The sequence below is a fragment of the Devosia sp. Leaf64 genome (assembly GCF_001421945.1).
Lineage (GTDB): Bacteria > Pseudomonadota > Alphaproteobacteria > Rhizobiales > Devosiaceae > Devosia.
In genome coordinates this window covers 50,808-63,678 of record NZ_LMLO01000022.1, presented here as the reverse complement: position 1 = coordinate 63,678, position 12,871 = coordinate 50,808, and the positions used below count along the sequence as shown (strand labels likewise).

12 protein-coding genes are annotated in these 12,871 nt (G+C 60.6%); 4 read left to right on the top strand and 8 right to left on the bottom strand.

Going from position 1 to position 12,871, the window contains the following annotated elements; translation table 11 throughout:
- Positions 1-8: 8 nt before the first annotated feature.
- The 3 genes from ASE94_RS17300 to coxB are packed head-to-tail and all read right to left on the bottom strand — an operon-like array spanning position 9 to position 3,510.
- Positions 9-320, bottom strand: coding sequence for a hypothetical protein (locus ASE94_RS17300; RefSeq protein WP_062631430.1), 312 nt, complete (start codon positions 318-320; stop codon positions 9-11).
- A complete protein-coding gene (gene ctaD / locus ASE94_RS17295) occupies positions 320-2,764 on the bottom strand; it encodes a cytochrome c oxidase subunit I (RefSeq protein ID WP_082461290.1) in 2,445 nt (814 codons plus the stop codon). Before ctaD ends, ASE94_RS17300 begins: the two co-directional genes overlap by 1 nt.
- A 53-nt stretch (positions 2,765-2,817) precedes the next feature.
- Positions 2,818-3,510: a cytochrome c oxidase subunit II gene (coxB, locus tag ASE94_RS17290; RefSeq protein ID WP_062631468.1), complete on the bottom strand. Its 693-nt coding sequence runs from the start codon at positions 3,508-3,510 to the stop codon at positions 2,818-2,820.
- Here coxB and ASE94_RS17285 point away from each other — a divergent pair.
- Positions 3,493-4,047 (top strand): DUF2231 domain-containing protein, encoded by a 555-nt coding sequence (locus tag ASE94_RS17285; RefSeq protein ID WP_348270980.1) that lies wholly within the window; start codon positions 3,493-3,495, stop codon positions 4,045-4,047. The two genes, coxB and ASE94_RS17285, sit on opposite strands and share 18 nt — an antisense overlap.
- Here the strand turns inward: ASE94_RS17285 and ASE94_RS17280 are convergent.
- The 4 genes from ASE94_RS17280 to ASE94_RS17265 form a co-directional block, all read right to left on the bottom strand.
- The gene (locus ASE94_RS17280; protein WP_244484158.1) at positions 4,028-4,528 is read right to left on the bottom strand and encodes a CopD family protein; all 501 of its coding nucleotides are present in this window, start codon (positions 4,526-4,528) and stop codon (positions 4,028-4,030) included. The genes ASE94_RS17285 and ASE94_RS17280 overlap by 20 nt on opposite strands.
- Positions 4,525-5,274 carry a cytochrome c oxidase assembly protein gene (locus tag ASE94_RS17275; RefSeq protein WP_244484157.1) on the bottom strand — a complete coding sequence of 250 codons (750 nt, stop codon included), beginning with the start codon at positions 5,272-5,274 and terminating at the stop codon, positions 4,525-4,527. The genes ASE94_RS17280 and ASE94_RS17275 overlap by 4 nt, the downstream gene beginning before the upstream one ends.
- A 277-nt stretch (positions 5,275-5,551) precedes the next feature.
- Positions 5,552-6,394, bottom strand: coding sequence for an NmrA family NAD(P)-binding protein (locus ASE94_RS17270; protein ID WP_062631428.1), 843 nt, complete (start codon positions 6,392-6,394; stop codon positions 5,552-5,554).
- Entirely contained in the window at positions 6,387-6,830 is a 444-nt protein-coding gene (locus ASE94_RS17265) for a nuclear transport factor 2 family protein (RefSeq protein WP_162236113.1), read from the bottom strand. Before ASE94_RS17265 ends, ASE94_RS17270 begins: the two co-directional genes overlap by 8 nt.
- Before the next feature lie 54 nt (positions 6,831-6,884).
- Here ASE94_RS17265 and ASE94_RS17260 point away from each other — a divergent pair, with 54 nt between their 5' ends.
- Positions 6,885-7,508 (top strand): TetR-like C-terminal domain-containing protein, encoded by a 624-nt coding sequence (locus ASE94_RS17260; protein ID WP_062631427.1) that lies wholly within the window; start codon positions 6,885-6,887, stop codon positions 7,506-7,508.
- A 7-nt stretch (positions 7,509-7,515) separates the two neighbouring features.
- On the opposite strand, the gene ASE94_RS17255 is transcribed toward ASE94_RS17260, so the two are convergent.
- Positions 7,516-8,496: a LacI family DNA-binding transcriptional regulator gene (locus tag ASE94_RS17255; RefSeq protein ID WP_244484156.1), complete on the bottom strand. Its 981-nt coding sequence runs from the start codon at positions 8,494-8,496 to the stop codon at positions 7,516-7,518.
- 218 nt (positions 8,497-8,714) lie between these two features.
- On the opposite strand from ASE94_RS17255, the gene ASE94_RS17250 reads away from it, so the two are divergent.
- Both ASE94_RS17250 and ASE94_RS17245 read left to right on the top strand, forming a co-directional pair.
- Positions 8,715-10,643: an ABC transporter substrate-binding protein gene (locus ASE94_RS17250; protein ID WP_062631425.1), complete on the top strand. Its 1,929-nt coding sequence runs from the start codon at positions 8,715-8,717 to the stop codon at positions 10,641-10,643.
- 82 nt (positions 10,644-10,725) lie between these two features.
- Positions 10,726-12,837 (top strand): family 10 glycosylhydrolase, encoded by a 2,112-nt coding sequence (locus tag ASE94_RS17245; protein ID WP_062631424.1) that lies wholly within the window; start codon positions 10,726-10,728, stop codon positions 12,835-12,837.
- The last annotated feature ends 34 nt before the right edge of the window (positions 12,838-12,871 follow it).

The following is a 12,871-nucleotide window of genomic DNA, read 5'->3' as shown; positions in this document are numbered from 1 at the left end:
TCGCGCAGTCAGATGCAGGCGCTGACGAAGGTCACAGGCAGGAAGACCAGGATTCCGGCGCCCAAGGCCGCGCGGTTTGCCCATAGTGCCGCGATTGACAGAGTCGTCGTCGGCTCGCCCTCGCGGACTGGTTTGCCCATGGCGAGCCAGGCGAGCGGAATGAGACTGGCCACATAGGCGCCGATCAGCAGCCAGCGGTGGTTGGGCCAGCCATAGGCGCAGCCGAGCGCCTGGAGGCCATAGAGCACCACAAAGGCCAGCGACCACACGGTAAAGCCGGCAATCAAGAGCAGCAGGGCGCGGAGATCTTGCCGGACCATCAGGCGCCCCCCGCCCACGCCAGGAGCGTCGCAAGGCCAAGCGCCGGGATCATCGTTGCCGCGGCATAACCATTCCAGAGCCAGGCGAGCACCAATTCCGTCTGGCGGCGTGCTGAAACATAGCCCTGGGTCAGGCGCCAGAAGCCGTGTCCAGCCATGAGCGCGGCGAGACCGCAGTGTATGGCGGAAAAAGAGAGTAGGGCAAACATCACTGCCTGCCGCGCGTGGTCCGTAGGGTTGGGCACCTCGGTCAGAAGCACGATCAGCATGACGAACGCTGCCAATTGTCCCAGAGCAGCCGCCAGCAAAAAAGCCCCGGCGTTCTGGCCCGACAGATTGCGTCGCCGGGCCAGCCAAGAGGTTCCAGCGGCGGATGCTGATAGAATCCATGCAAGCCCGCTCAGCCAAACAGGCCAGTCGATCGACACGAGACCTTCCCAGTTCGGCGCGACGACCAGGAGAAACAGCCCGCCGAAAAGCAGCGACGAAAAGAGCGTTGCATTCATCACCAAGGCGCAGCGATTGGCGAGAACAGCGACATTGTTTGGACATTCGACATTGAGCGGGGCGGCTTCGCCCATGCCGATATCGATCAGTCCTTTGTCCGCCGTCTGACCGATGCTGGCGGGCCAGGTGAGGAACAGGATCAGCGTCAGAAGCGCGCCAAATGGCGCGAGCCAATAGAGCCCGAAGAGCATGGCGAGAAAAAAGCTTGCCGTCGCTAATGCCGTCCAAAGCGGCAAATAGGTGCGGCGCGGCAGGATGATGACATGCTCAGGCGCGCCCGTGAGCATATCGACGCCCATGGTTTCCTGATCGCCATTGCGCGTAAAGCCGAGATAGCCGTGGCCACCTGCCAATAGAGGTCCGATCTTGGCCGGTTCCAGCCCGTCGGCCCGTTCATCGATCCTCGGGATCGCGGCGAAATTATAGCTCGGTGGTGGGGTAGGCGTCGCCCATTCGAGCGTTTGCGCCTGCCAAGGGTCGCGGCGGAAATAGCGGCCGAAGCGGAACTGCAGCACAAGATCGGCCAGAACCAGGCAGAAGCCCATGGTCAGGATAAAACTGCCGAAAGATGACAGGAGATTAAGCCAATCCCATCCCCAATTGGATGGATAGGTCGAGATGCGGCGCGGCATGCCCATGAGCCCGGTCAGATGCATGAGAAAGAAGGTCAGGTTGAAGCCGATGAAGATCAGCCAAAACGCGGGTATGGAGAGCTTGTAAAGGCTCTGGCGCCCCGAAATGTGCGGCAGCCAATGGTAGATGCCGGCGAGCATCGGGAAAACGAAGCCGCCCACCAGCACATAGTGGAGATGGGCGACGACGAAATGGGTGTCGTGCACCTGGGTGTTGAACGGCACCATGGCGAGCATGACGCCGGTCAATCCGCCGATGACGAAGACGAAGAAAAAGCCGAAGACATAGAGCATCGGCACATCCCATTTCGGTTTTCCCGAAGCGAGGGTTCCGAGCCAGGCAAAAATCTGCACGGCGGTGGGTATGGCGACGAGGGCGCTGGCGGCCGAGAAGAAGGCAAGCGCCAGATGCGGAATGCCCACCGTGAACATGTGGTGGACCCAGAGGCCGAAGGACAAAAAACCCATGGCAACGATAGCGGCGATGATGGCGCGATAGCCGAGGATTTGGCGCTGCGCAAAGACGGGAATGATGGTCGAGAGCGCGCCTGCCGCGGGCAGGAAGATGATGTAGACCTCCGGATGGCCGAAGAGCCAGAAGAGGTGCTGCCAGAGGAGCGGATCGCCGCCGCGGGTGGGATCGAAGAAGGGGAGGTCGAAAGCGCGTTCGAGTTCGAGAAGGATCGAGCCCAGGATGAGCGGCGGAAAGCCGACTATCATCATGCCCGAGGTGACGAGCATATACCAAGCCATCAGCGGCATACGGGCCAGCGACATCCCTGGCGCGCGCATTTTGAGGATCGAGACGAAGATCTCGATGGCGGCGGTGACGGCAGAGATTTCAACGAAGGTGATGCCGAGCAGCCAGACATCGGCATTGATCCCCGGCGTGTATGGCTTGGACGAGAGCGGGGTATACATGAACCAGCCGCTATCGGGCGCGGCGCCCAAAAGCATTGCGACGATGAGGATCGTGCCGCCGAAGAGGTAGCACCAGAAGCCATAGGCGGTGAGGCGCGGAAAGGCCATGTCCCGTGCGCCCAGCATCTTGGGCAGCATATAGATGACGAAGCCCTCGAACATCGGAATGGCGAAGAGGAACATCATCACCGTGCCATGCATGGTGAAGATCTGATTGTAGATTTCGGGTCCGATGAAGGCGCTGTTCGGCGTCGCGAGCTGCGCGCGGATCAGCATGGAAAGAAAGCCGCCGATGGCAAAGAAGGTCAGCGCCACGACCATGAAGCGCTTGCCGAGCACCGTGTGGTTGACGCTCGACAATCGCCCAATGCCAGGCGGGGTCATCCAGATGCGCTCAAGTTCCTTGTGGAGGCGGATTGGCGAGATAGGCGTGTCGCTCACTGGCCGGCCTCCATCAGCGCGGCAAAGTCTTCAGGCGAATGCGCCTCGACGCGGAAAAACATGATGTCGTGCCCTTCGCCGCAATATTCGGCGCATTGGCCCCAATAGGTGCCGGGTTCGTCGGCCTCGAGCCGGATGAGGTTGGTGTGGCCGGGAATGGCGTCGATCTTGCCGCCGAGCCGCGGGATCCAGAACGAATGGATGACATCGGCTGAAGTCACCGCAAAATCCACCGGCTGCCCGGCGGGAATGTGCACCACCTGCTCATCGGACGTCGTGCCATTGGGATAGCCAAATCGCCAATGCCAGCGTTCGGCGGTCACCTCGATGCGGAGCGGCTCATCGCCGCGCGGCAGCAATTGTTCGCCAAGGACGAGCGCCGTGCCCGTGAGCAGAACGAGGACCGGAATGGGCAGAATGAGGCCGCCGCCAATGATCCAATGCCCCGGCTTCAGCCGCGACAGAGTGCCAGTCCGGAAATAGGCGAGAAAGAACAGTGCCATGACGATGGCAAACAGCGCCATCGCGCCCCAGAGCATGACCCACCAGAGCGTCGCGAGATTGGCGGCACGGGGGCCGGCTGGGTCAAGCGTCGATAATTCCCCGCCGCAACCGGCCAAGAGGAACGGCGTTGCTGCAAGAACAGAGATTTTTGAGAGGGAAACGACCCAGTGGCGGATACGACGCAAGACAGCGAAGAGCGGGAAATCACGCTGGAAGAGGGGCGGGAGATCGACGCCGATCATCCCAACCCCATCATTCGTGAAATTGCCGAAAAGGACGTGAGTTCGGCCATTGCCGTCGCCGGACATCCGCTTCACGCCATGCTGGTGCACTTCCCCATCGCCTTCGTGATCTCGACGCTGGGCATCGACATTTTTTATTGGTTCACCGGGGACGAATTCTGGCTCGAAGTCGGCAAATGGTCGGCTGGCGCAGCATTCGTTTTCGGCGTGCTTGCGGCCGTCGTGGGCACGCTCGAATTGCTTGCCGTGCCCGGCATTCGTGTACGCGTCGCGAGCTGGAACCATGCGATTGCGGCCATGGTGATGTTGGCCATCGTCGGCGCCAATACCGGCCTTCGTCTCTTCTGGCCCGAAACCGTCTTGCCCAATGGCCTGATGCTCTCGGTTCTGTCGAGCATGGCCGCGGGCTTTGCCGGCTGGCATGGAGGCAAGCTGATTTTCGATCATGGTGTCGGCCTCCTCATATCATCCAAGCAATGAAGGGACGGGCGATCTCGCCCAGCCGCCCCGGGACGAAGAGGTCCGCGACGAAGCCGGACCATTCGAGCCGGGGTTTGCCCAGAACAAGAATGAGAATGGTGCTCACGGTCAGCAGCGTCAGCGGCATGACGATGAGAAACCGGACCATGGGATAGGCGCGGTTGGGCTCGAAAAGCCGCAGGATCATCAGGCCGGAAAAGATATGGATGCCCGTCATCACCGAAACGGCCAGGAGCTTGGCTGAAAACCAGGCCTCATAGGTGGCCATCAGAAAGATCAGCACCGTCCCCGAACCGACCGCGACGAAGGCGGCGGGCGAGACGATCGCCACATAGAAAAACCGGGTGAAGGCGTGGAGGCGATAGAGCGCCTCGTCTTCGAGGCCCTTGCGCTGCAAATAGAGGAAGGGCAGGGCGATGAGCCCTGCACTCCAGAGCGCGATGCTGGCGACGTGAATAAATTTGAGCCACGTGACGATCATCGCGCCGCCTGCCTGATCCCCAGCGCATCAACCAGTCGCCAGAGGACGAGTGCGAGAAGCGGCAGATTGGCCGGCACCCACATGATCAAGCCGCCAAGCTGCTGGTCGTCCACTGGCGAGAGGCCGAAGGCGGCGCTGGTGGTAAAATGCGGCAGGTAAAGCGGGTTCTGGGCAAAGACCAGCAGCGCCCCGAGCATGCCCATCTGAATGGCACTGGTCAGCGCGCCCAGAGCCGACGACATGGGGGCGGTGGAGTGGAGGAGGCCCAACCACAGCCAGGTAAAACTGGCGAGAAGGCTGAATTGCATCGCCCAGTAAATGAGGGGATGCGTGAAGGCCGACGTGTAGAGATCCGGGCTATGCCAAAGCCAAAGCGCCGCTGTCGACAGCGCAACAGGCAGCAAGAGATTGTGCCGTTCGCCCAAACGTTTCGGCAGTGCCAGCGCAAGCAGTGGCGCCACGACCATCGTCAGGAGCACGTGATGCCCAACACGGGCCGAAAAGAGGCTGACGGTCAGCGCGCAAAGCGGCGAGACGAAGAGGATTGCAGCAATGAGCCAGGCGGACAGAAAGGCCATCCGCCTGACGTTCGAAGTGTCCCGAAGACAGAAACCGCCGACGAGAGCCACGGCAATAAGACCAGCCAGTAGGCCCGGTTCAAAATTCCAGCGGCTCCAGAGGTCCGCAGGAATGGCCGGCTGGCCGCAATAGCTCATGTCAAACGAGAAGGGTCCTGCCACGGCCACGAGTGCTCCTATAAAACAAGGAGCGCGAAGGGCGCTAAGGGTGTTTTACAGACAGAGGTGATCGGGCAAGTTTGCGCCAGGCCGCGGTTTTCCGCGAAAAATGCAACGCCTTCCCATAGGCCACACGTCGTCCACCGCCACCCATCTGCCCCCTCATCGATGTGCGATGCAACCTGCGCGCCCATTTGCTCTCCCTGCAGTCTCAGAGGCGCAACGCCGTGATTTCGACACGGTTCCACAAAGCCCACCGTTCGCGTGCCTGGAATTGCCTGCGCCCTCAGGCTGCGAGCATGAGGTTTACCCGATAGGTGCTGAGAACGGCTTCGAGATCGTTCGGCGCACGGCCCGTGATATCTGCAACGCCCGCCGAGACACGATCCTCGCTGCCTTCCGCAATTGCCGCGTCCATAAGGGCAAGCGTCGTCGCGTAATCATCTGGCAGGCCATTGGCTCTGTGACGCGCGGCGAGTTGCTCCGGGGTCAGGTTGATGTGCCGTATCGTCCGCCCAGAAATCTTGGACAGAACCGCAGCGACATCAGCATAAGTCAGCGATTGCGGACCTGTCAGCACGATATCCGCATTCTGCACGAGGCTTGAATCCAACAGGACCCTTGCGGCAACTGCAGCGATGTCGCTCGCGTCGATAAACGGGACGCGGCCTTGGCCCGTAGCCGAGTAGATCACGCTATTCGCCTGGATGGACGCCAGGTGCTGCGTGACGAAATTCTGCATGAACCATGTCGGACGCAATACCGACCAGTTCACATCCTGCTCGGCAAGCCATGCATGCACCGCCCCCATCATCGGCCCACCGCGCGGCAGCGACGAGGCTGAGAGTAGCACGATTTTTTCGACCCCTCCCTCAATGGCTTGCTCCAGAAATGGCAGCATCACCGCAAGCGGCTCGCTCGTATCCGTCGGCGCAACGAGATAGATTTTGCTCACGCCATCGAGTGCCAGATCATAGCTTTGGCCGTCCCGCCAATCGAATTGCCGATCGTGCGGACCATCCGGCTTGCGCGTGGCTCTGACGAAGTCGGCCCCTGCGGCGTTGAGGTGGCGGGTGAGAGCATTGCCGGTCGTTCCCGTTGCTCCGGTAATGAGGATGCGGTCACCCATTGCTCGCCCCGTTCTCCTTAGCCGGATTGGCCTCTGCCGTCGTCATCAGAGCGACGGGGTTCCAGTAATCCTTGTAGTGAACGATCTTGCCTTGCCTTGTGCGGATCACCGAAATGTATCGCTGCTCATAGGGTTTGCCGCTCGCCTTTACCGTCCCCACACCTTCAAATTCGACGATGGTCACGTCCGGATCTTCGGTCCGAAGGACCGCGACATTGTCGAGCGCGTCGATCGTGATCATGTCCCCGACATTTCTCAGATAGGCCCGCAGAGCCTCCTTGCCGTCCACACGCTTGACCATGTCCGGGAGCGCATAGGGAAACTCCATCACGACATCATCGGCGACCATGTCGATATAAGTCGGTGCGTTTCGATCGACGCGATTTGCCAGCGCATAGCGCAGCATGGCGGAGAAGCTTTGAAATGGATCCGTCATTAGACTAACCTTTCGTCGGAACACTGTCGTTCCAACCATCTAGGGAGCGCTACGATGGAACGCAACCGTTCCGACGAAAAGAGTTCTGGCCGGCTTGCGAGTGGCGCTGCGGTGAAGCGTCCCCAAATCACCGACGCATTGAGCCGCGCCTTCTTTGAAGAATGGGCGCGTGTCGGATACGCTCGACTTAGTCTAGAGAAGGTTGCCGGTGCCGCTGGGGTGGGCAAAGCGGCGCTCTATCGTCGGTGGTCGTCAAAGGCCGAGATGGCGAGCGATCTTCTCTCCCAGGTCGGCATCGATCTAACCCGGACAGCGGACATGGGCTCTCTTGAAGCCGACATCGACGCACTCCTCCGCGCTATCCGGAAGGTGCTGCGCCATCGCTTGATAAAACGCATTCTCGTCGATCTTCACGCCGAAATGGGCCGGGAACCGGCCTTGGCCGACGCCATTCGTCCCTTTCAGGTCGCACGGCGCGAGCAGGCCAATGCCTTCATGGATCGCGCCATCGCGCGTGGCGAGTTGCCGCAAACGGTCGATCGCGCAGCAATTGCCGATTTTCTCGCAGCTCCGCTCTATTGGCGGCTCATCGTTCTCGGGGGCAAAGCCGGGTGTGAGCACATTCGTCGTCTGGCCCGGATGATTGCGGCCGCGGCGAAAGCGAGTGGAGACGAATAGAGGAAGATTAGTCAGTCAGGGTTTTCACCGAGGCCCGCTCGACCAGTTTAGGCACCAGCATCACCCGCTGCGGCGGAAGCCGGTACCGGGTGCCGTGCATCCGGTCGAGAAGCAGGCGGAAGGCCGCGATGCCCATATCGCCGCCGGGCAGCCGAACTGTCGTCAGGGGCGGAGAGATCTGCGTCGCAGCAGCAAAATCGCCATAACCGACGACCGAAATGTCTTCAGGAACCCGCAAACCCATGCGGTGCAGTTCAGAAACGACATGGACCCCCAGCGCATCGTGCGCGCAGAATAGAGCCGTCGGCATGTCGCCCTCGATCTTGAGATCAAGAAACGCCCCGGCAAAGCCGTCCCCGCCGAACTGGATTTCGATGACGCTGGCCCCGTCCTGATTGATCAGCGCCTCGCGGAGGCCAAAAAGGCGCTCCATGCGGCCGCGCAATACCCGGCTGCCATGCACGAAGCCGATCCGCCGGTGGCCGCGCTCCAACAGATATTGCCCGATGGCATTGCCTGCCTCATGGTCGGCGCCGGTCACCTGGTCGACCTCTTCGAGCGGCAGCACCCAGCCCAATCGCACGACGGGCTTTCCGGCCGCCTTCAAGACCTGCAAGGTCGCGGTATCATGTTGCCCGACAAGGACAACGCCGGCGCTCACGCGCGCAATGTTCTCGACACTAGTGGCTTCTGCCGTCCAGTGGATTTGCACCTGATAGCCCGACTCCGCCGCCTCCCTCTGGATGCCGTTCTGCATCTGCATCCAGAGTTCGCTGTTCACCGGGTCATGGTCGTTGAAGATGATGTGGATTGCAGGGCGGGTTGCTGCCACGTCGACAGCGCGAAGGTAACCCAGTTCGAGCGCCTTGGCCGTCACGCGCGTCCGGGTTTCTTCGCTAACGCCATCCTTGCCCGCAAGAGCTCTCGAAACCGCGAACTTTGAGATCGCCAATTGGTCGGCGATTTCCTGCAATGTGATTTTCTTCAATCGCTCACCCATGGCGTTTGTTAGGTTGTACCATGCCAAAAGTTTTGCGCAAGTTTTGTATTTTCGGTCATAATAGCTGAGCAATTTCAGTGATATGACCATATTTCGATTTTCTCCATTTCAAGGGGCGTAAACGTATTGACCTAACAGTTTGGTATTGATTGGCTATTGTTAGCTTGAAGAGCGGCGTTTTAGCCGTCCGAGCTGAGGAGGGATCGATGACCAATATTTCTCGCAGAACATTTCTGGCCGCAACTGGCGCTGTACTCGTGCTGCCGGCCATTCCGGCCTTCGCTCAGGCGCCGTTGAAGGAAGCGCCGGCGCTGGCCGAAGCGGTTGCTGCCGGTACTATTCCGCCACTCGCCGAACGCCTGCCGCTCAACCCCATGGTGGTGCAGCCTTTCGAAAGCGTCGGCCAGTATGGCGGCGACCTCCGCGCTGCGCTTGTCGGCGGCGGCTCGCTCAACATGATGCACCGCTATCAGGGTTATGAGCCGCTCGTGCGCTACACCCCAGATTTCGGCGGGGTCATCCCCAATGTCGCCGAGAGCTTTGAAGCCAACGAAGACGCGACGGCTTACACCTTCAAGCTGCGTGAAGGCCACAAGTGGTCCGACGGCACGCCCTTCACCACCGACGATGTGATGTTCTTTTATGAAGACATCCTCCTCAACGAAGAGCTCGCGCAATCCCCGCCGACCCCGCTTCGCTCGACCGATGGCAGCACCGCGACGTTCGAAAAGGTCGATGACCTGACCTTCCGCATCGTCTTCAACCAGCCCAACGGCCTCCTGCCGCTGCGTCTCGCCTGGGCCAATGACGATCGCACGACCCGCACCCCGCGCCACTATCTCGAGCAGTTCCACATCAAATATAATCCCGATGCTGACAAGCTCGCGACCGATCAGGGCCTGACCGGCTGGGTCCAGCTCTTCCAAATCAAGAGCGGCATTGCCGTCGATGGCGAGATCTTCAAGAACAAGGACATGCCGACCCTTTACGGCTGGCGCGTCACCCAGCCAATCGGCGAGTCCGCCGAATACTCGATCTCCGAGCGCAACCCGTACTATTTCAAGGTCGACACCGACGGCAATCAGCTGCCCTATATCGACCGCATCACCTATGCCGTCGCGGCCGACAACGAAGTACTGCTGCTCAAGGCGCTGCAGGGCGAGATCGATCTTCTCGACCAGTGGATTTGCACCCCGGCCAATCGCGCCGTGCTCTATGATGGGCAGGAAACCGGCCAATACGGGTTCTACACCACGACCTCGACCGAGCCCAATGAGATGGTGTTCCAGCTCAACCTGACCCATCCCGATCCCGCCAAGCGCGCGCTCTATCAAAACAAGGATTTCCGCGCCGCGCTCAGCCATTCGATCGACCGTCAGGCCGTCATCGATACGATCTTCATCGGGCAGGGCGCGCCGGCCCAGCCATCCATCCGCCCCGAAGATCCGCTCTACAATGAGCAGCTCGCGGCCCAGTTCACCGCCTACGATACCGCCAAGGCCAATGAACTCTTGGATGCCATCATTCCCAATAAGGATGGGGAAGGCATGCGCCTCGACGAGGCCGGCAAGCGCGTGACCATAATCTTCGAGATCGATCAGGTCCGCCAGACCTTCGTCGACAGCTTCCAGCTTGTCCTGCCCATGCTCCGCGCCGTTGGCATCGACGCCCAGATGCGCACCATGGATCGCTCGCTCTGGGAAGTCCGCGTGCGTCAGGGCGGAGAATACGACGCCACTGTGCACAAATTCGGCGGCAATGGCGGCATCGTCGCCATTCTCGATCCGCGTTACTTCTTCCCCAATACCACCGAGGCCATGTACGCCAAGGGCTGGCAGATCTGGTACAACGACAAGGACTCCGTCGACGCCGTCGAGCCACCGGAAGCCACCAAGCGCCAGTTCGAAGCCTATAACGAGTTGCGTCAGTCGAGCGACCCGGTCCGCCAGAACGAGCTGATGGCCGAAATCCTCCAGATCGCCGCCGACGAGTTCTACGTCTTCGGCATTACCCTACCGCTCGATGGCTATGGCATCGTCGCCAATCGCCTCAAGAATGTGCAGCCGACCATGCCCAATTCCTGGGGTTACCCGACGCCCGCGCCGACCAATCCCGAGCAATATTACATCGGCTGATCGCTCCCAACGTCAGCTCGGCACCGGCGGTCCCTCCGCCGCCGGTGCACACATCATAAGCCAAAAACAACCGGATCGTCCGATGCTCAAGATCGAAGACAGCCCAACTGCGTCCACTCTCCGGACGCCTGATTGGTACAAGACGGCCACGCGCTGGACCCAGCTTACGTTCGTAGAGAACGATCCGCAGCGCTATGATCCTGCCTTCTGGGTCGATGTGTTCAAGCGCACCCAGTCCAACGCCATCTGCCTCTCGGCCGGCGGCTATATCGCCTACTACCCGAGCGAAATTCCGCTCCATTACGTGTCAAAGTTCATTGGCGACACTGACCCCTTCGGCACGCTCGTCGCCGAAGCACGCAAACTCGACATGCACGTCATGGCCCGCGTCGACCCCCACGCCATCCATGCCGACGCTGCCGAGGCGCACCCCGAATGGGTGTCGCTCACTTCCGATCGCCAGCCGCGCGAACACTGGGCCATGCCCGGCATTTTCGTTACCTGCGCCTATTCGAGCTACAATTTCGACTTCATGACCAAGGTCATCGTCGAGATCGCCGAAAAATACGACATCGACGCGCTTTTCGGAAATCGCTGGCAGGGCCACGGCGTTTGCTATTGCAAGGCCTGCGAGGACAATTTCCGCGACGCGAGCGGCTTCGACCTGCCGGAAACGACCACCGCTTCCGATCCCGTCTGGCAGGCTTGGGCCGCCTGGCGCCGCACGACGCTGACCAAGCTCGTTGCCCATTGGGACACCGAAGTCAAAAAGGTGAAGCCGCATGCCAGCTTCATTCCCAATATGAGCGGTTCCTCGCTCATGGAATTCGACCTCTCGGTCATCAAGAAGCATTGCCCCATTCTCTTCGTCGATCACCAGGGCCGCCGCAATGTCGAGCCCGCGTGGTCCGCCGGCCGCAACGGCAAGCGCATCCGCGCCACGTTCCGCGATCGGCCAGTGGGGCTCATCACCTCCATCGGGCCAGAAGAAATCCCGCGTTGGAAAGATTCGGTACAGACCGGCCCCGAAATCGAGCAGTGGATCCACGCCGGCATCACCCAGGGGCTCTTTCCCTGGTTCACCAAGTTCAACGCCTGCATTCCCGACGATCGTTGGGTCCAGCCGACCGCAAATGCCTTCAAGCTCCACGCAAAGGTCGAGCCGGTCATCGGCTCCATGCTGCCCAAGGCTGAGATCGCTATCATCGACCCAGCGACAACCCTTCGCCATTGGGACCCGGACAAGCGGCATCTGGCCGAACTCAACGATATGGGTTTTTACCACGCCCTCGTCGAAGCCCGGCTTCCCTTCGAGTTCCTCTCCGACCAGATCATGACCATCGATGAACTGCGCCGTTACAAGCTCGTCATCCTCGCCAACGCCACTTACCTGTCCGATGCCCAGTGCCAGGCGCTGCGCGATTTCGTTGCGGAAGGCGGCTCTGTCGTCGCCGCGCACCAGACCTCGCTCTACGACGAAAAGGGCGCCGCTCGATCCGACTTCGGGCTCGCCGATGTCTTTGGCGTGAAAATGACTTCGGCTCCGCGCGCCAATGTCCGCAATTCCTACGTCGCTCTCAACGGCACACATCCGATCAATGCTGGCTTCGGCACTGCCCAGCGCATCATCGGCGGCACCGAGGACGTTGCGGTTGAACCCACTACATCAGTGGAAACGCCCTTCCTCAAGATCCCAGACTTCCCCGATCTGCCGATGGAAGAAGTCTATCCGCGCCTGCCGCCCCAGGGCGTCGGGGTCGCCGCCCGCACGACCGAAGCCGGTGGCCGCGTTGTCTACATCCCTTGGAATATCGGCGAGGTGTTCTGGACCTATATGGCCGAAGACCAGGGCCGCCTCATCGCCAACGCCGTCAAATGGGCGCTTGGCAAGGAACCCGAAGTCACGGTAATCGGCCGCGGTGTCTTCGATGTCGGCCTCCACGAAGACGAGAAGGGCAGGGCGCTCTGCCTCCTCAATCTCACCAATCCGATGATGATGAAGGGCCCCCTCCGCGACACCTGGCCTGTTGGCCCGCTGACCGCCACGCTCGAAATCCCGCAGGAGAAAAAAGTGAAATCCGTCAATCTTTTGGTCGCGGATAAACAAGTGCAATTTGCAATCGCCGACGGCCGTGTAACGGTCGATATCAGCCAGATCGAGACCATGGAGGTGGTCCATCTGGTTTGGGAGTGAGTGAGAGGAACCCTTCCAGCCGTCCGCGCCCACG